This is a genomic window from Novosphingobium sp. BL-S-32, from assembly GCF_056857055.1.
Map to the genome: position 1 here is coordinate 650,942 of NZ_CM166477.1, position 18,401 is coordinate 669,342.

Sequence of the window (18,401 nt, forward strand, 5' to 3'; positions counted from 1 at the left end):
CTCTTACGCCCCCGCCAAGGCGACCCCATACCCGCGCAACAAGATTGCAATCCTTTGCACAACATCGACACGATCGCTGCAAGCGCGAAACATGCTTGACACATTGTGATTTAAGATATCGTATACCGTGTACTACGCGGAGAGGCGCGTGGAACAGGGAGCATTATCAATGGCTTATCAGAGGTCCTCCGCAGCGCGGCTGCGGACTCTGCTGATGCTGGGCAGTTTCGGCATCAGTTCGGCAGCATTCGCCCAGACACGTCCCGCCGATGCGGACGAAACCCCCGCTGCAGCGAAGGCCGACGACATCGTCGTCACCGGTTCGCGCATCCGCCGCGCCGCCACTGACAGCCCCGCGCCGATCGCCGTGGTCGATGCCGGTCAGATCAAGGCCGCCGGCACGCAGAACATCGCGGACGTCGTCAACCAGCTGCCCGCGCTTTCCATCACCCAGACCAACCAGACCAGCAACCTGGCCGGCAATGCCGGCGTCAACGCACTCGACTTGCGCGGCATGGGCACGCAGCGGACGCTGGTCCTCGTCGACGGTCGCCGCCAGGTCGCGGCCATTCCGGGCACATCGGCGGTTGACCTCAGCAACATTCCCTCCAGCCTCGTCAAGCGGGTGGAAGTGATCACCGGCGGCGCTTCGGCGCTTTACGGCGCGGATGCCGTGGCCGGCGTCGCCAACTTCATCCTCAAGAAAGACTTTTCGGGGATCGAGGCGAATACCCGCTACAGCGCATCGACGCGCGGCGACATGGATACGTACGGCTTCGACCTTCTCGCCGGCGCCAATTTCGCGGACAATCGCGGCAATGTGACCGTCTACGGCTTCTTCGAGAACACGCCCGGCACCGTCAGCGGTTCGGACCGCCCGTGGACGGCGGACGGCTATCCGATCTATGCGCGCACCAGCAGTTCGACGCCCTATTTCATTCAGGACCACGTCCGCAACATCAACTCGTCGGACTCGGCGCAGCTGGTGCTGGGCGGCAAGCTCTACTCGGTCGATCGCACCACCGGCGCGCTGCGCGATCCGATCCTTGGCCCCGGCGGCTTCGTCAACGCCGTGCCCACCAATCTCAATACCGCCACCGATCCGCTCGGCACCTTGCTGACCGACGGCGGCGAGTACAATGGCCGCTACGACGGCTGGTTCCTCTCCGTCCCCTCGCAGCGCATCAACACCCGCGCCTCGGCCAGTTTCGAGGTGAGCGACGCGCTCAAGCTCTATGCCAACGCGACGTACGCGCACAACACGTCGCAGGCGGGCTTCCTGCAGATGACCGCCTTCGGCACCGATGTCGTGCCGGCGGACAGCCCCTACATCACCGACGCGATCCGCGCGGCCAGCGGCGGCACCGTGCCCGACGGCGGCGTCCAGTTCGCCCGCCGTTTCATGGAACTGCCGGCGCCGCGCACCGATTACGACCGCACGCTGTTCCAGGCCGTGGCCGGCGCCGACGGCGATTTCACGCTGTTCAACAAGCCGTGGAACTATTCGACCTACTACTCTTATGGCAAGACCACGCAGCGCGTGCGCGACGTGAATTCCACCGCCTACGACCGCTGGTACATGGGGCTGGACAGCACGACCGACGCCAACGGCAATGCGATCTGCCGCAGCACGCTGGACGATCCGGGCAACGGCTGCGTGCCGATCAATCCGCTGGTCACGCTGACCCCGGAAATGATCGACTACGTGACCTATACCTCGCACTGGTCGAAATCGACGCTGACCCAGCAGGTGCTTTCGGGCTACGTCTCGGGCGGGCTGTTCGATCTGCCGGGCGGCGCGGTGCAGATGGTGCTGGGCGCGGAATACCGCAAGGAACGCAACGACATCGGCGCGATCCCCGAATACAATCCCGACAGCCCGCTCTACGATCCCTCGATCGGCACCACCGCCGGCACGCTGGTGGGCAAGTACTCGGTCAAGGAAGTCTACGGCGAACTCCACGTGCCGATCCTGAAGGCCGTGCCGTTCTTCGAAACGCTGTCGGTCGACGGCGCGCTGCGTCTGTCGGACTACAGCACGGCCGGATCGACCACGACCTGGAAGTTCGGCGGCGAATGGGCCCCCATTCGCGACATCCGCTTCCGCGCCACATATGGCCAGGCGGTGCGCGCACCGAACATCGGCGAGCTTTATACCGCCAACAGCATCTCGGGCCTGTGGATCACCGACCCGTGCAACGCCTACAATCTGGCGAACCGCGCGACGCGCACCCAGTACACGGCCGCCAACTGCGCGGCGATCAACCCGGCCGATACCGCCAGCTACTGGCTCTATCGCGACATCATTTCGAGCGGCAACCTCGACCTGAAGCCGGAAACCGCCAAGACGCTGACGGTGGGCGCGGTGCTGCAGCCACGCTTCATCCCGGGCTTCTCGTTCACGGTCGACTACTACAATATCGACCTGCGCAACGCGATCGACGCCTTCGGCGCGCAGACGTTGATCGAGAAGTGCGTGGACCAGCCGACGCTGGACAACATCTTCTGCCCGCTGATCCAGCGCGATGCCAATGGCAATCTGGAATCGGTGAACACGCAGAAGCTGAACCTGGCGCAATACCTGACGCGCGGCATCGACTTCGGCCTGGGCTACGCGTTGCCGCTGGAACGCATCGGCCTTGGCGCCAATGCGGGCACGCTGTCCATCGACGCGAACTACACGCGCCTGCTCAACCGCCGCTACACGCTGGATCCCACCGATCCGAACTCGATCACCGAATATGCCGGCGTGTTCGGCTCGCCCAAGTGGAAGGGCGTGGTCCGCACGAACTATTCGCGTGAAGGGTTCAACTTCACGTGGACGCTGCGCCACTTCTCGCCGATGAAGGCCAGCACTTCGATCACCGCCGACAAGTACAGCAAGGTCTGGACGCCGAACGTCTTCTACAACGACTTCTCGGCCTCCGTCCCGCTGACCGACTTCCTGGAACTGTCGGGCGGCCTCAACAACGCGTTCGACCGCAAGCCGCCGCGCATTCCGGGCGCGGAAGCCGGCGGCGCGAACTTCGAGCTGAGCTATCAGTCCGGCGTTTACGACGTGATCGGGCGCACCTTCTTCCTCAGCCTGCGCTTCCACCGCTGATCGCGGTCGGAAGCATCGATCTAGCCCCGGATCCGCCTTGTCGGGTCCGGGGCTCTGCTTTCATCGAGAGTTCCCCTCATGACCGTCAAGCCCGTGCGGCAGCTTGCCCTGGCGCTTTCCATCTGGGTTCTGTGCACAGCCGCCGCTCCGGCCGAAACCGGCGACGCGGTTCGCGGCGAAGCGGTCGGCCCGGTTCCGGCTTCGCTGGGGCTCGATCCGTTCTATCGCAAGTTTGTCGACGCCGGGGGCATCCCGGTCGTCTCCTCCGCGAAAGTGCCTGACAAGGCCTTGCTGATCGCGCGCGACATCGTGCTGGCCGAAACCAACGAACGTCCGGACATCCGCCGCGAACTGGTCCGCAGCGGCGCGCGCGTCGGCGTGATGGCGATCGACGAAGGCACGATGGACCTGCCCGAGCAGCGGGACTGGAAGAAGCCGGCCATCGACGACGAACGGCTTACCCCCTGCGAGCGACAGAACTACGCCCGGATCGCCGCCATGACGGACGCCGAATACTGGAATAGCCGGGCACGCGGAATGGGCGGGCTTTATACCACCGGCGCGGCCGAGAACCTGCTGGCGGTGCCGGGAACGCGCTATTTCGGCGAGAACATCCTGGTTCACGAGTTCTCGCACAACATACTTTCCGCGATCGAGCACGTCGATCCGCCGCTCTATGCGCGGGTTGAGGCTGCCTATCGCCATGCGCTGGACCATGGCTTGTGGAAGGACGACTACGCCTCCGTCACGGTGCAGGAATACTGGGCCGAAGGAACGCAGTTCTGGTTCAATTCCAACAAGGCCTATCGCACCGACGGCAGGGTCATCGTCGCGTCGGCCGACCTGCAGGACTATGATCCGCTGCTCTATGCCGTGTTGGCGGAAGTCTATTCGCCCAGCCACCGGATTGCGGCGGACGCGTTCTACGACCATCCGGCCAGGCTGACATTGCCGCCCAAGCCGGCGAAGGCGGCCTGCTGAGAGACCGTTTGAAAATTCGCGAAATGCGAATTTTGCGGCACCGGCCCTCTCCCGTTCCGAAGAACACGAAAAGGTCCGGGGGACCTTTTCGCTGAGGGGGGGGCTACCACCCATCGGTAGTATCCTGCGGGCGGTAGGGTGGAGGAGAGGGCCGGTGCCGCCTCAAAAATGCCGCTGCGGGCATTTTTCAAACGGACTCGTAGTCCAACAAAGCGGAATGGCAGATTTTCAGCATTTTAACCGGAAAGCTGCCATCCCGGAGCCGCCGACATTGCAAACACTGAGCGGTTGGACAATCTTCGCGACATGATGCAGAAAACAGAAGCTGAAATACTCGCTGAAATCCGGCGGCATTCGGTGGGCAATCGCCGTGAAATTGAGGCGAGCGAATACGCTGGGTGCGTGTCGTGTGTTTCCGTATTTAATGCTAAAGAGGTAATCACTTGGCGAGATGAGTGGAATTCACCGGAAACTCAGAATCGGGTCCGCCGATGGAGCGGAAGGTGTCCTCGTTGCGGAGAAGTTACTGTGATCGGTAGTTCTACGGGATTACTCCGCGATCAGTCCTATATCCCCGTTGCCCATCACATTATGAGCCAGCAGCGTAAGAGCTGACCGTCCGCTTACTCCGACATAGTGGAATGGCCGATTTTCAGGATTCTAACCCGAAAGCCGCCTTTCCGGACCCGCCAACATTGCGGTCGTTCGATACGTGGCGCAGAACTGCCCAATGAGCAGCAACCCTGACCTTCACATGATCCAAATCGTGCTGCATTGGGCTTGGGATCCGATCGGCGTGCGTGGTATCGAGGCAGCCGCCGACGAATACGACATGTATGCACCTCAAGTGCTGAAATTGCTCGAAGCCGACGCGCCAACAGACGAGATCGCTACTTATCTGACGAGGGTAGTCCGCGAGCGGATTGAGCTTCCCAGTCAGCCGGATCGAGATCGCGACGTCGCCTCGATGTTGCAGAAACTTTACGCCGTCGGTCGATAGCGGCGAACGACCACACCCCTCGGCAATGCGGAATGGCGGATTTTCAGCATTTTAATCTGAAACTTGACGTTCCGGACACGCCGACGTTGCGGTCATTCTACCCGCGTTGAGGCGGACGCAAAACCAGACGCGGCGGCGCGGTCCTTTTCGCTTACGGCTGCGTTAAATAGCGGCAGTAAGTGATAAAGAAGAAGATCACGATGCGGATGACTTGCAGGGACGACTTCGCTCAAAACGCGGAGGAGCCCACGGAGGCCAAGCAATTTCGCAAAAACTTTGTAGGGCCGGTCAGATGCGTACGGTGCTCGGCTTAGATAATAAGCGGCAAGGCGTCGTGCATCCCCGGCCGGAAAGGACGCGTGGCAAATCAGAGTAAGTGCCTCACCCCAATTTTCTACTTCTAGTGGATAGTGGGTTAGGAGCCAATCAACAGCTTCAGACGACGGCATTTTGCGAAGCTGGGCCGCTAAATCGTGCAATCGTTGATCCATCGAACTCTTCTGGTTGTGTCCTGCTTCGCGACCTTATGAGCATATAGCAGACTGTAGCCAAGCCGCCCGAGCCGGTCATCGAGATGGCATCATGGGTGCCCCCAATCGGGAACGACCGGATTGCGCGATTTTAACCCGAAAGTCGCCTGTCCGGACACGCCGACGTAGCGGCCACTAGATCTTGCCTTGCCTACTCGGAAACAAGCCGTTCATTTTTGCAAGTTATTTAAGGGTTGAAGGATTGAGTCGCACGCGATTTCGAGACGGAATGAGGGAAATTCCACTATGAAGGCCACGTTAGCAACTTTTGTTCTCGCCCTCACTTTCCCGTCAACCGACTCTGCTGCGCAAGCTTTCGATAACCCGAGGGATTTGCAGCCGTATGGCGATCTTGGTTCTTGGCAAAAGGTTCTCGGCAAAGCCGAGATTAAACAAGAAGAGCAAGTTTATCAAAGCCGACTGGCTCATATAGGTATCAAGGCCACCGTCCATTCATGCCAGTTTGTCAGCCAGATTTCTCGCGGAGTAGCGGATGGGGCAACTGCAACTGGCGGCCTCTGCTCGATCTCGATCGGGCGTGAGGCTAAACGTGACTTCTGGGTTTGCGAAAACAATCTTGGATCATTCAACATAAGTGATGCTGAGCAATATAGTCTCGATTATGACACCTCGAAGAATTTCATAGGCAGTACTTGTTGGGGCTTTTGAATACGCGCAAAATTCGTACGGTTTACCCAAAGCAGACTGTCCGGTTTCTCCGACATCAAGGTCGTGCAGGCGGGCAAGAAAACTCGCCATATGGCGTCTTTCGCAGGCATCGCGACAATGAACCTACGGCCGCTTTGCAACAGTTGGCTTGGAGCCAAGAACGGCGGCTCCCGTCTGCCCAGCCCACCCGCAGGCGAACGGCAATTTTTCAATATTTTAACCCGGAAGGCGCCGTTCCGGACACGTCAACATTGCCGTCGTTCATTCTTGAGCTTAGCCTTCTTCCATGCGCGGGTTAGCTGCTTTTCTGCCACTCATTCTGTTGCCGTCCATTGCAGCGGCGACCGACTGTCCACCTGTCTTGACCCCGACTGACGTCAAGTTGTTACGGCCAACCATGCCGGAACTGCCGGACCGAGACCGTGATCCTTTTCCCGACACTGACGCACTGGTAACTTGCAAAATTGCAGTGGGCGGCCGTTTGGCCGGCTGCAAGTCAGACCTTGCCGACAAAAGGGGAGCTGCCCTCGTTGCTTACGTAACCCGCTGGAGAGTCGTCTCTTCTGTTAGCCGCGATTGCCCCCTTCGCGGCCGGCAGTTCACTGCAAAATTCGAGCTTCGGTACGGCGGCTAACCCTGACAAAGCGGAATGGCGGATTTTCAGAGTTTAAATCCGAAACCGGCCATTCCGGACACGCTAACAAAGCGGACATGACCGCAATTAAGGGATTCCGGACGATCTCATCACCAAAGGGGACTGATATTAACCAAGTCCAACTATCGCCTCATCACAGCGCAAACAATTTGTGATGAAGGATCAGGGATGAGCGACAAGGTTTGGATTAGCATCGCGCCAGGCCATGTTAGTAATATGCGTCCCTTTGTGAGCAGTATTGCCGTCGACGACATCGATCAGAACCGTAATGGCGAGGCACTACCGGCGGATTCCTTCCCTACCGAAATATGGGGCATGGCAAAGGCACGGGAAGGCAATTATAATCTCCCGGATGTTTGCAGGCTAGGCGGACCTTGGGTTGTCAGGGAGACAACTGCCGATGTCTTCCGGCAGTTCGATTTGGGTGAAGGAGGTCTTTACCCGGTTAGAGTGCTCAAGAAAGATCAGCGCACACCGGTCGGAGGAGAATGGGCCTGCCTCAATTTCGGTAACAAGAAGGCCGCTTTCTTGTTAGATGAATCGGAGAATGCCAGTGAAGGCTACATCCGCAAGGGTGAAAAGGGATGGCTTCCTGGATGGTCGCTAAAGGATAACCAGTTCGCAGTTTCTTCAGTTGCTCTTGAAGGTCCCGACATCTGGGTAGACACTAACGTTGGTGACGCATTTTTCGTCAGCGACCAGCTTCGCAGAGCCTTGAAAAAAGCAAAGGCCGACAAAGGTTTCTTTTTCAAGAAGTGCCGAGTCATTTGACGCCGATAGAACGGCCCCCTAAAATTCACATTCTGAGACAGACCGACGGTGATAATTGAGAACGGTGCCGTCGGGGGCAAATGCTATTGTAATCACTGGCCCCTCGTCGGTGTGCGAGACTCGGTAAAAGTGTTGGTCGTCTGATGGCGACAAATGGAAACGGTCGTTCGTTTGCTTCGCATCGATCCGGACGTTCAAAACCGCGCTGCTGCTCCGAAATTCATATCGGAAGGGGATTATGACCGAACTTCCCTCAATTCGCACACCCTTAGCGCCAATAGAAAGTGAGGGGGCATCATGGGCTTCATAGCAACCGAGAATTGACAATGGATCTTGTGCATCAGGCTCGTCGAATTGGGCGCAGCCAGCAAGAGCGCCTGTGATGGCTATTGTTAAAGCACAAACGAAATGACGAGCTTTCGGCATGCTGCATTCGTAGCCCCCTGAGGCCGACCGTCAACGTCTGCTCCCCCGACATCTGAGCCGCTCGGTCAGGCGAGCCAATTCGCCATAACCGGCCATTCGCCTAGGCCCGTTAGCGCGAGGCTTTGGTCAGATCATTGCCGCATCCGCTACACCGCTTTGCGGGCCATGGCACGCCGATAAAGCCTCGCATGAAGAGAGATTTCCCGCAGGTTGGGCAAGCAATCAGAAAGAAGCGGGCACCGCCTATCACGACCCATGCCAGTGCAAGTGGAACCACTACCACAAACATCACTTGCGACGATGCCCCGAATGCGCTGAGCATCAATGGCACTGCCCACATGATCGCGAACATAGCCACAGCCATCCAGATCATGTGGCGGCGGCCGATCATATAGACGCTTCTCAAGTTCTCATCTTCCATGGCGATATCGTAGCCCACGTGGTAAAGGCCGTCATCCCCAACATTATGGTCATTCGGGCGGCGCGCTGGCGTTCCCGAAACCGGAACGACCGAATTTCACGATTTTAATCCGAAACTTGCCCTTCCGGATGCGCTAACGTTGCCGTCAGTCGCTTGGTCAGCCAGCATTAACCCCCTCAAAAAGATGGAGCCCACCATTGCGACTGCCAATCCGCAACTATCTCGCAACTCCGCTGACTATCTTCATTGAGCCGGTTTGCGATCAATATGAGGTTCCGGCTGGAGGCGAAGCCGTTGTGGTCCTTGAAGACGGGCATCCGCACTCCATCGACATTCACCCTAACAACTGGGTTTCGATCTGGAATGAAGGACCGGCTTGGGCGACGGTAGAGATATTTGACGAGCACCAGTTTTCGAAGCCGAAGCGCAAAGTTAAGTAGCGGCCACGGAACGGCGGATTTCCCCGACAAAGCGGAATGGCGGATTTTCAGAGTTTTAATCTGATACCTGCCGTTCCGGACACGCCGACTTAGCAGTCATCAACGAAGCCAGCGTAGTGGCCAGCGCTTCGCTTTAAAATCAGAGGCTATGTCGGCGCTTTCCGCGACGGCGGGCTAAAAGTATTGCATCGGCTTCGCTTGGGTAAGGTAGCGGGCGATCAGTTTGCACGACATGGAAAGCGCCGCAGTTGTCGTCGGGGCAACCACACGGAACAGTATCGACGTGATACCGCCGTTCACCCTTTCGAGACTGAACGCTGTTGGTCTTCTCTTGGCTCTTAATAGTATCGATGATCGCATTGCGCTTGAGAAACTTTCCAGACATTCGACTTTCCTTTGGGCACATTGTGCCATGGTGCAATCCTGTCAGCAATGTCCGCTCCCCCCAGCAAAGCCGAATGGCAGGCTTTCAGCGTTTTAATCGGAAATCTGCCATTCCGGACACGCCGACATTGCAAATACTCTGCGGGCGTCAATGCTCGTCAAACTCCGCGCACAGTGTAAGGTGTTTCCATGTATCTGTTGCCTATCGCCGTTGCGGTATCACTCGCAGCCCTTGCACCAAGTGCTACGATTGACTGCCATGCCCGGCCGTCCGATTTTTTGAGTGGTGAACAATACTGGAGCGGCATACCAGCGGACGTGGAAAATCCGGTGAAGAACCGGATTTATGTCCTGAAGTCAGGGGAAATTACCTGGAACCATTACCCCCTTAATATTGATGAGCTGGATTATTTATTAAAGCAAGTTCGCAACTCCGGTTACCACCCCCTGACCCAATTTGAGTGGGATGATAGAGCCCCGTGCAGTAGCATTGAACTCGTGCGCAGCATGATGCGACAGCGGCTAGGATGCGCCCATTCACGAAATTGTATGGAAGGGGCGGATCCGCGAGCAGTGCTTCCGCCTAGCCGCCCCTAACGTCCGCTTCCCCTGACCTTCCAGTCATCCGCGATACCGCGCAGCGCTTCCGAAAGCGGAATGGCACATTTTCAGGATTTTAATCCGAAAGCCGCCTTTCCGGACACGCCAACATTGCGGACTTCAATGCCCTCGGGCATTTTGACCGCGCCATTTGGAGGTGAGCGTGCAGAACAGCCCAGAATTCATTACTTGGAAGCGAATAAGGCTGTGGGGCTCTATTGCAGCGGCACTGATCGTTCTGGTGGAATTGGTCGTAAAGTAGCGGCTGTCGGCACGGGCGCCCCGAAACCGGAACGGCAGGGTTGCGCGATTTTAATCCGAAACTTGCCATTCCGGACACGCCAACAAACCAGACGTCCCCTCATTGCGACGAGGACGGCGGCATCGTGCTCTTGGACGAACGTGTAATTGTTCGATCCTCAAGGGGACAGTATGGACGAGGTCTTCTTGCCATTAGGCGGAACAATTCACGATTATAGCGCCTTGCATAAGCAACTTTTTGCGTACCGCATTTGCTCAGAGGATAGTCACAATCCATGCAATTAAGGTGGTGAGTTTTATCGCGAATATCACTGAGATAAATCGAGTCCTGTTTAAAGTCTTCATCCGACCATGGCGCGCCAGGATTCCGAGTTGGAGAATGACCGGGCACTTCCAAACCGTCGCCACGACACTCTTCATACCCTGCCACGAGTTCTTGATAGGAATAACCGTTCTGGCCATACCGAAACAGGCGGGTATCTTCACGGCGGACGGCCGCCATCGCTGCTTGTTCGGGGTTTTCCTGCGGCAAGTTAGCCATGCAGCGCATGTCACCGGCCAATGACGCCGCTCTATGCTGAAGGTGGTGTTCAGTGGCCCTTTCATTCTGCTTTTCAGGGGATTGCCGACATCCCGCCAGTAACATAGCAACTTGCGCAACACATAGTAGGATAAAGCGCGGCTTTGATCCTGCCATCACAATCTCCGTGCCCAATTGTTCGTCATCTTTGACGAGGAGGTTGCATGTCACAATTGCCTTATAAAGATGGCCGGTCCGCTTCCCCCGACCCAGGTCATAGAGGGTACCCGAGGCGGTTCCCGAAACCGGACCGGCGAAATTTCACAATTTTAATCTGAAACTTGCCGGGCCACATCTACCGCCGTTACCGACATTCGACAGGATCGCGGACCAATCCGTAACCTGACGTTAGGAACAGTCGCGAGTATACTTGCGCCATGTTCGTCTTGCTCACCTCGATTGCCCTCGCGGGCGGCGCGATTCCTCCTCTTGGGGTTTTGCCCCCGCCGTGGACGATGAGCGATCTCTGCTCAATCGCTGCGTTGCGGCCCATACACCCAGAACAGACTATCGGCGTTATCGATGATCCGACTGGCAAAAATAACGCAAAACCCATTCCAAACGAGGTCGTCGCGTCAGCAGGCGCAATGAAAGACTGGCCGCTTTTGTCGGTGAGATTTATTGGAAAAACAATGAAAACAGAATTCGGTAAATGCTCAAATATTCCAGGACGCTTTAATAAAGATTCTGCCATTCATCTCTCTCCAACCGGCAACGTAGCTTGGATGGATTTTATGAAATCTTACTATACTCATGGGCGCTTCTTCGAAGCGATCGCCATTTCATGCATGTTCGAAAAGAGTGATCGTGGCTGGGCGAGCAGGGGATGCGTTGAATTTGGAATTATACTCACCTGAAGTGCCACATCAACTGAATCGAATGTCCATTTCAGCGACGTCCAACCTGAAATCAGATTGTCTCTATTCCCACAATCCGAGCGGCTCGAGTTGGTGAGCCAGTTTGCCAAATCCAGCCAATTGCTGGACCTTAGCCCGAAAAGCTGATCGTCGGCATTCAGGATCGACAAACGACTGCTGAGCGGCCAGATTGGGCGCCTAGCAGCCAAAGCTTCCGCCCTGCGCTTCCAATCCGAAACGCCAACTAAGCGGTCGCTAAACTGATCAAAAGCAATCGCTGATAGCGGACATCCTTCGTGCCTGGCAGGCAGCCCAGTCGCCGCGCCGGGGCCGCGCTAGGCGAAATATCAGGGTTGGACATTCCAGGGAGCAACTTCATTCGCGAGGCAAGCACTCCACGCGGCAAGCTAGCCAAGGCACTGCCTGTAGGGCTCGTGGCGATAGTACTTTGGATAGCTGTCCAGCCTTACATGGAGCCATGCTATCCCGCCACCGGCGATTGACAGCCATGTCGGGTGCTCGGAAAGGCGTGCCTTGGTTTGTCGCGCAACCTCCCGCCATAGGCTACGTTGCTGGCTTGGCGGCGAACTCTGCAGGAACTCGGCCATCCCGCTGTAGTTGGGCGCCTCGCCCCGGGGCGATGGCACGACCAGGAGCGCGTCGCCGCCAAGGTTTGGAAAATCAACCACCCCGTCAGTGGCCGGGTCCATGTCGAAGTAGCTCGCATAGGTCTGCATGTCGGGGTGGCCCGACGCACGCGGCAACCCATGCGTCACGAATTCAAAGGCTTGCCTAGCGTTGCCGGTCGTCACGGGGGGCATCTCCCAGACATACCCCTGCAGCCCGTTATTCTTCATCAGGAATATGAAGAAATCCATGAAATCCTCGTCGTTCTCTAACAGGTCCAGCACTTCGGAGAAACTCAGAGAACGGTCGCTATGTATCCTGTACTTGAGCAAATTCCCCATCTTCTCGAGCCGGATCCTCGCATTGAAGCGCCCGAGCGATACTACCTTCTCCTCCGCAGGCTGGGTAGTCTGCGATGGATGTCCTCCCTGTTCACTAGGCCGGTTCCTGGAGGATACATTCCGGAGGAACTGCAATAGGAGGCGATGCTGGATGGCGCCGTTACTGTCGACTTTCGCGATTGAGAAATGGTCAGAGTTAGGAACCTTGAAGGGCTCGCCAAAATACCTGACACCGGAAAATGGCTCCACGACCTGCTTGCGAAGGAAGGACTTCAGCACGATGAACTGGTCTTCCACTAACTCCTTGCCGCTTAAGTCCAGGCAGCCACTTTCCTTCAGGTTGCGAAACTCCTTGTCTAGGTCCAGGAGCCAGCCGTTGGTCTGCGAGAACCGCAAGGCGTCAGCCTGTGTATGGCCAAAGAGCTTAGCGATGGGCGCAAGCCAGTTGGCATAGTCCGACCCCAGCGACGGCGATGCGATTGAGAACAAGGAAATCGATGTCCGTCGCTGTATAAGTTCCGATGCATGCTCCACGATGTACTTCCGAGCGACGATTCCACCCATGCTGTGGCAGACGAAGACGAGACGGCTCTCGCCCACGACACCATCAAGCCGCAGCAATTCCTTGAGGGCGTCGACGACATCGCCAAGCCGGTAGGTTCCTGAAAAAAGGCCAGTCTTGTATGTAAAAACATAGACGCCAGGAGGATCCGACTGGGTATCTTGGACGAGGAGATCGGGCCAATACGTCCCATTCTCGTGCTGCCAGCATGCAGCCCCGCTCGACAGGATACCGTGTAAAAATATTACCGAGCAACCGCTACCGCTAGGTCGCCGGAGCCACCTCCCCTCCATTACCGCCCCCTTTGCAACAACACCTTGGGTACTGTCGCCTTGATGCTCTTATGTTGCAAGTCGCCTTGTACCTTCCGACCAGGCGATTCGCCTCGGCGAGGGAGGCTGAACGCATCCGCGCCCCGGGCGCGGCGTGTTCGGTGAGGACCAGGGCAAACAACGTGGAATGGGGGCGGCGGCCGGATAAGAGCCGAGCGTCCTCTGCCTCCAGGAATTTGAGGCACTGCAGAAGGGCTTCCCGGAAGGCAGGTTTCGACGTTCACGCCGACGATCCTCCTTAACGCTTCCGAATGTGGAGAATTCGTAACTACCGCAAGGCATGGTGACTCGGTGTCTGACTACGCCGACATTGCGCACATTCCCCAAGACCGTCATCCTCGGCGCAAATGTCGCGGCGTTGGGGGAGTGTGATCAGTGAGTGCAGACGCGAAGAACTCAGTCATTCTCGTCATGCAGGCTGGCTTTTGGGTCCTCTTCGGATGGTGGATGTTTGGCCTCGCCAAGAGCGTGGAGCTTCCGTCATGGGTAGTCCCAGTGGGCGGATTGCTTGGATTGATAAATTTAGCTGGGTTTGCGCACGGCCTATGGCAACGGCGCGCTTCAAATTCGGACAACCCGAACAATAGCTGACTGCGCCCGCCACCGGATAGCTCGAGTTGTAGGGGCGCTGGCTTTGTCCGCTTCCCCCAACCAAGCAGAATGGCAGGATTTCAGGGTTTTAGTCGGAAACCGGCTGTTCCGGACACGCCGACAATGCGGGGATCAGCGGCTCCACGGTTCGAAGGCTGCGATCAAGATTACCATTATGCCGAAAGGCACTGATATCGAGGCGAATCTAATGAGCCCTGCGTTCATCGATCGGAAAGAAGCTTGTGTTCCCAGAAACGCGTCATTGTTGGCCTTTCGGAGAAAGGGAACAATCCAGCTTGTTACGTTTGCCGACAGCATGGCAAGTGGAAGCACGATAGCTCCAAATCCAACGACAGTGTAAACTGCTGTCGCCCCGACCGAGGACGATATTATTTTGGAATTGCCTCCTGTGAGCTGAGCGAAAAGCTTCAGAACTGCTATCGTCCACAAGTACCCAAACAACATCATCATTAGAGTTTCAATATTTTTTACCCACCAAGGGAGATTGCTTTTGAAAGCTCTGCTTTCGGCAAAATCCATTGTGCGTCTCCGCTTTCGCATGAAGACAAATAGCACTGCCAGCGGCAGAGCGAGCAGGCCCATACTCCATGCGGTCTGTGCGATTGGCATGTGTTGTCGTCCCAAATTGAATTACCGAACGCAAGTTCAGCGATGTCCGCTCGCCCAGGCAAAGCGGAATGGCCGATTTTCAGGATTTTAATCTGGTACCTGCCGTTCCCGACACGCCGACAAGGCGGAGGCCTAAGGCAGTAGCTCGTGCAACGGTAAAGCGTTCGAATCCGGTGCACTGCATGCCAGTATTTCCGAGTTGCCGTCGCGGATGTGAAGTAGCTCCAAATGACCCTCGTTTGGTTCTTCAATCTTGCGAGAGCCGTCAAGGACAGCAAGCAATCCAAATAGCGCAGATCGCGCTGCTTCGGAGCCGAACGCTTCGAGCAATTCGCGGTCATTCGCGCTCATGGCCTTGAGCCAATCGGAGCGTCGCGACCGCGTTTCGGAGCGCATCCGTCCAGGCGGATTGTGCCAGCTACTAGCAAGTTCAGCTGAAAGGCCGTCGAGCACAACCGCACTCAGTCCATCGACAAAGGTCTTTTGATCCATCGATACAGACTGCCACCGGGATGGGTGATCATCAACGCCCGCTTGCCCCAAAGCGGAATTGCGGATTTTCAGAGTTTTAACCGGAAACCCGATGTTCCGGACCCGCCGACATTGCAGTGATTGTCAGCACGCCAGATCGAGTTAACCTGATGCGATGATCGAGTTTGAGCTTCACGCCGCTGCCTGGAAGTCCTCGGATGATTTTTATCAGGCGCTGCTGCCCGTTCTGGGGGCGCCCGATTGGCATGGACATAACCTTGACGCCTTGGAGGACAGCATTTTCGCGGGCGACATCAACAAAGTGGATCCGCCGTTCCGCATTGTCGTCCATGGCGCCAGCAATCTGCCGGTCTCTCTCAAAGCGACCTTGTTGAAGACGGCTCAAATGTTCGAGGAAGGTCGAAGGGTATCGGGGGCCGTCGCATATTTGGAGCTTCGCCCTTAGTTGCCCGCAAACCCCAACAAAGCGGAATGGCGGATTTTTAGAGTGTTAATCCGAAACCGGCCACTCCGGACACGCCGACAGTGCAGCCATCGGAAAACGAAACGATCAGCGATGCCGAATGAGCCAAAGGAAGCGCTTAGTTCCCCTGATTGAGGCCCGTGTCATGACCGCCGTGATGAGAAGCCATCCGAACATGGCAGCCCAAAAAAACACCGGATGTTTTGCCCAAGAAAATTCGGAAAGGCCGCCTCAAATATTCTCGGACCTTGGCTGCGTAAGGGCTCTGTTCAGCCGGCAGTTCGGAAGAGGGCGCCGATGGCCAGCGAATTGCGCCAGTACTTCGTAAGCTTCTGAGTATCACTCGTCATGACGTGCCGCATGCCTTCTGAGGTCGGCATTGTCATGATTTAAATCGAGTAATCAATCAGCGGATTTTCGGACCGTCCGACGTGGTTTGAATTTGATCGTTCTCATCTGTCTTTTGCATGGCTCTCATAACCAAAAGCCGTGTTCCGCAATCTGAAATGCAGCGGAAAGGCCGTTCGGTGCACCAGACAGGCACTGTGACCGGTCGCCGATTTGCGGGACTCTCTGCCTGACGCCAGCGGATGTGATCCGCGGCGCGCGGAGGCTTTCATGACACCGACGAAACTCCTCATCGGACAGATGATGGTCGTGTTCGCGATCGTCCTTGCCGGTGTCTGGCTGGCAACCCAGTGGGCAGCGGCGCAGCTTGCCTACCAGCCCGAACTGGGCAGCCCTTGGTTCGTGCTGCTGGACCGTAGGATTTATGCGCCCTGGGCGATCTTCCCCTGGTGGTTCGAGTTCGATGCCTACGCGCCGGTCGTGTTTGACGAGGCTGGCGGCATTGCGGCATCGAGCGGGCTCGTCGGCTGCGCGGCGGCCATCGTCGGTTCGGTCTGGCGCGCGCGCCAGCGCAGAAATGTCACCACGTACGGATCGGCGCGCTGGGCGAGCCGCAAGGATATCCAAAAGGCGGGGCTTCTGGCCGACGAGGGCGTGTTCCTCGGGCGGGTCGGCGCCGACTATTTGCGCCACGATGGGCCCGAACATGTGATGGCCTTTGCGCCGACGCGTTCGGGCAAGGGAATCGGCCTTGTCATTCCGACCCTGCTAGGCTGGTCGGGTTCTGCCGTTATCCACGACATCAAGGGCGAGAACTGGCAACTGACTGCCGGCTGGCGCGCGCGCTTTTCCCATTGCCTGCTGTTCAATCCCACCGATGCGCGTTCAGCGCGCTACAATCCATTGCTGGAAGTGCGCCGCGGCATCCACGAAGTCCGCGATGTCCAGAACATCGCCGATATCCTCGTCGATCCCGAAGGAGCAGTCGAGCGACGGGGCCACTGGGAGAAGACCAGCCATTCCCTCCTAGTCGGCGCGATCCTCCACGTTCTTTACGCGGAAGATGAGAAGACGCTCGCACGCGTCGCCACCTTCCTGTCCGATCCTGCACGCAGTTTTGCCAACACACTTCACACGATGATGTCGACGAACCATCTCGGTACCGAGAGGGCACCGCAGGTCCATCCGGTCGTGGCGTCGGCGGCACGTGAAGTGCTCAACAAGTCGGTAAACGAACGCTCGGGCGTGCTCTCGACGGCCATGTCCTTCCTGGGTTTGTATCGCGACCCTACGGTCTCGGCAGTGACGGCAGCTTCCGACTGGCGCATCGCCGACCTCGTCGATGGGAAATACCCGGCCTCGCTCTATCTGGTCGTTCCGCCTTCCGACATCAGCCGCACCAAGCCGCTGATCCGACTGATCCTCAATCAGATCGGTCGGCGGCTCACCGAGGAACTGCGTTTCGAGCACGGTACGGACAGCAACGGCGGCCGCCGGCACCGGCTGCTGATGATGCTTGACGAGTTTCCCGCGCTCGGCCGCCTCGACTTCTTCGAAACCAGCCTGGCGTTCCTCGCTGGCTATGGTGTCCGCGCATTCCTGATCGCGCAGAGCCTCAACCAGATCGAGAAGGCTTACGGCGAGCACAACTCGATCCTCGACAACTGCCATGTGCGCGTCGCGTTTGCGACCAATGACGAACGTACCGCCAAGCGCTTGTCCGATGCCCTCGGGACCGCGACCGAGCAGCGCGCCATGCGCAACTACGCTGGCCACCGCCTCGCGCCATGGCTCTCGCACGTTATGGTCAGCCTCCAGGAGACGGCGCGGGCACTGCTGACGCCGGGCGAGGTCATGCAACTCGATCCGCGCGAAGAACTCGTGCTAGCCTCCGGCACGCCGCCGATCCGGGCCAGCAAGTTGCGCTATTTCGAGGAGCCCGCTCTTGCGCAGCGGGTCATCTCGCCGCCGCAGCTCAGCACCAAGGGCTATGCCGATACCCCGCCTGCGCGGAAGGACGACTGGTCCGGGCAGGTTCGCGATATCGATGAGCGATTGGCGCCGCCCGCCAGCGAGTTCGCGGAAGAAGAGCCGCAAGGCAAGAAGGCGGTCAATGGGACCATTGACCAGGCGCCCGCCGTTGAAGCCGGCCCGGAAATCGGCGGACCTCCTCAGGTGCCGCAAGTCGCCAGCGATCCGCTGGGGCTCACTGTCGATGACGACGATCCGGCATTGGACAAGCGTGTCCTCGATCAGGCGGCCCAACAGCGGCTCGTTCGCGTCACATATGCCCTGGGCTCCGCCGAGCGGGCCGATCAGTTCGATTTGGAGCTCTGA

14 protein-coding genes are annotated in these 18,401 nt (G+C 57.8%); 9 read left to right on the plus strand and 5 right to left on the minus strand.

The window, feature by feature from the left end; all coding sequences use genetic code 11:
* The first annotated feature begins 169 nt into the window (after positions 1–169).
* From AC1VVK_RS19670 to AC1VVK_RS19690, 5 genes are all read left to right on the plus strand, one after another.
* Positions 170–3,103, plus strand: coding sequence for a TonB-dependent receptor plug domain-containing protein (locus AC1VVK_RS19670; protein ID WP_482906438.1), 2,934 nt, complete (start codon positions 170–172; stop codon positions 3,101–3,103).
* A 78-nt stretch (positions 3,104–3,181) separates the two neighbouring features.
* Positions 3,182–4,084, plus strand: a complete 903-nt coding sequence (locus AC1VVK_RS19675; protein ID WP_482906439.1) for a glycoside hydrolase — start codon at positions 3,182–3,184, stop codon at positions 4,082–4,084.
* Positions 4,085–4,814: 730 nt separating this feature from the next.
* Entirely contained in the window at positions 4,815–5,084 is a 270-nt protein-coding gene (locus tag AC1VVK_RS19680) for a hypothetical protein (protein WP_482906440.1), read from the plus strand.
* Between the two features lie 776 nt (positions 5,085–5,860).
* Positions 5,861–6,283: a hypothetical protein gene (locus AC1VVK_RS19685; protein ID WP_482906441.1), complete on the plus strand. Its 423-nt coding sequence runs from the start codon at positions 5,861–5,863 to the stop codon at positions 6,281–6,283.
* Between the two features lie 823 nt (positions 6,284–7,106).
* The gene (locus AC1VVK_RS19690) at positions 7,107–7,709 is read left to right on the plus strand and encodes a hypothetical protein (RefSeq protein WP_482906442.1); all 603 of its coding nucleotides are present in this window, start codon (positions 7,107–7,109) and stop codon (positions 7,707–7,709) included.
* A 535-nt stretch (positions 7,710–8,244) separates the two neighbouring features.
* Here the strand turns inward: AC1VVK_RS19690 and AC1VVK_RS19695 are convergent.
* Entirely contained in the window at positions 8,245–8,556 is a 312-nt protein-coding gene (locus AC1VVK_RS19695; RefSeq protein ID WP_482906443.1) for a hypothetical protein, read from the minus strand.
* A gap of 197 nt (positions 8,557–8,753) precedes the next feature.
* Here AC1VVK_RS19695 and AC1VVK_RS19700 point away from each other — a divergent pair, with 197 nt between their 5' ends.
* Entirely contained in the window at positions 8,754–8,996 is a 243-nt protein-coding gene (locus AC1VVK_RS19700; protein WP_482906444.1) for a hypothetical protein, read from the plus strand.
* A 1,345-nt stretch (positions 8,997–10,341) separates the two neighbouring features.
* Here the strand turns inward: AC1VVK_RS19700 and AC1VVK_RS19705 are convergent.
* Positions 10,342–10,938 (minus strand): hypothetical protein, encoded by a 597-nt coding sequence (locus AC1VVK_RS19705; protein WP_482906445.1) that lies wholly within the window; start codon positions 10,936–10,938, stop codon positions 10,342–10,344.
* Positions 10,939–11,198: 260 nt separating this feature from the next.
* Here AC1VVK_RS19705 and AC1VVK_RS19710 point away from each other — a divergent pair, with 260 nt between their 5' ends.
* Positions 11,199–11,678 (plus strand): hypothetical protein, encoded by a 480-nt coding sequence (locus tag AC1VVK_RS19710; protein WP_482906446.1) that lies wholly within the window; start codon positions 11,199–11,201, stop codon positions 11,676–11,678.
* A gap of 407 nt (positions 11,679–12,085) precedes the next feature.
* On the opposite strand, the gene AC1VVK_RS19715 is transcribed toward AC1VVK_RS19710, so the two are convergent.
* From AC1VVK_RS19715 to AC1VVK_RS19725, 3 genes are all read right to left on the minus strand, one after another.
* Complete coding sequence (locus tag AC1VVK_RS19715; RefSeq protein WP_482906447.1) at positions 12,086–13,501, minus strand: esterase/lipase family protein; 1,416 nt, start codon at positions 13,499–13,501, stop codon at positions 12,086–12,088.
* A gap of 762 nt (positions 13,502–14,263) precedes the next feature.
* The gene (locus AC1VVK_RS19720; RefSeq protein ID WP_482906448.1) at positions 14,264–14,671 is read right to left on the minus strand and encodes a hypothetical protein; all 408 of its coding nucleotides are present in this window, start codon (positions 14,669–14,671) and stop codon (positions 14,264–14,266) included.
* Positions 14,672–14,893: 222 nt separating this feature from the next.
* Positions 14,894–15,253 (minus strand): hypothetical protein, encoded by a 360-nt coding sequence (locus AC1VVK_RS19725; RefSeq protein ID WP_482906449.1) that lies wholly within the window; start codon positions 15,251–15,253, stop codon positions 14,894–14,896.
* Positions 15,254–15,407: 154 nt separating this feature from the next.
* On the opposite strand from AC1VVK_RS19725, the gene AC1VVK_RS19730 reads away from it, so the two are divergent.
* Entirely contained in the window at positions 15,408–15,698 is a 291-nt protein-coding gene (locus tag AC1VVK_RS19730; RefSeq protein ID WP_482906450.1) for a barstar family protein, read from the plus strand.
* 636 nt (positions 15,699–16,334) lie between these two features.
* Entirely contained in the window at positions 16,335–18,401 is a 2,067-nt protein-coding gene (locus AC1VVK_RS19735) for a conjugal transfer protein TraG (protein ID WP_482906451.1), read from the plus strand.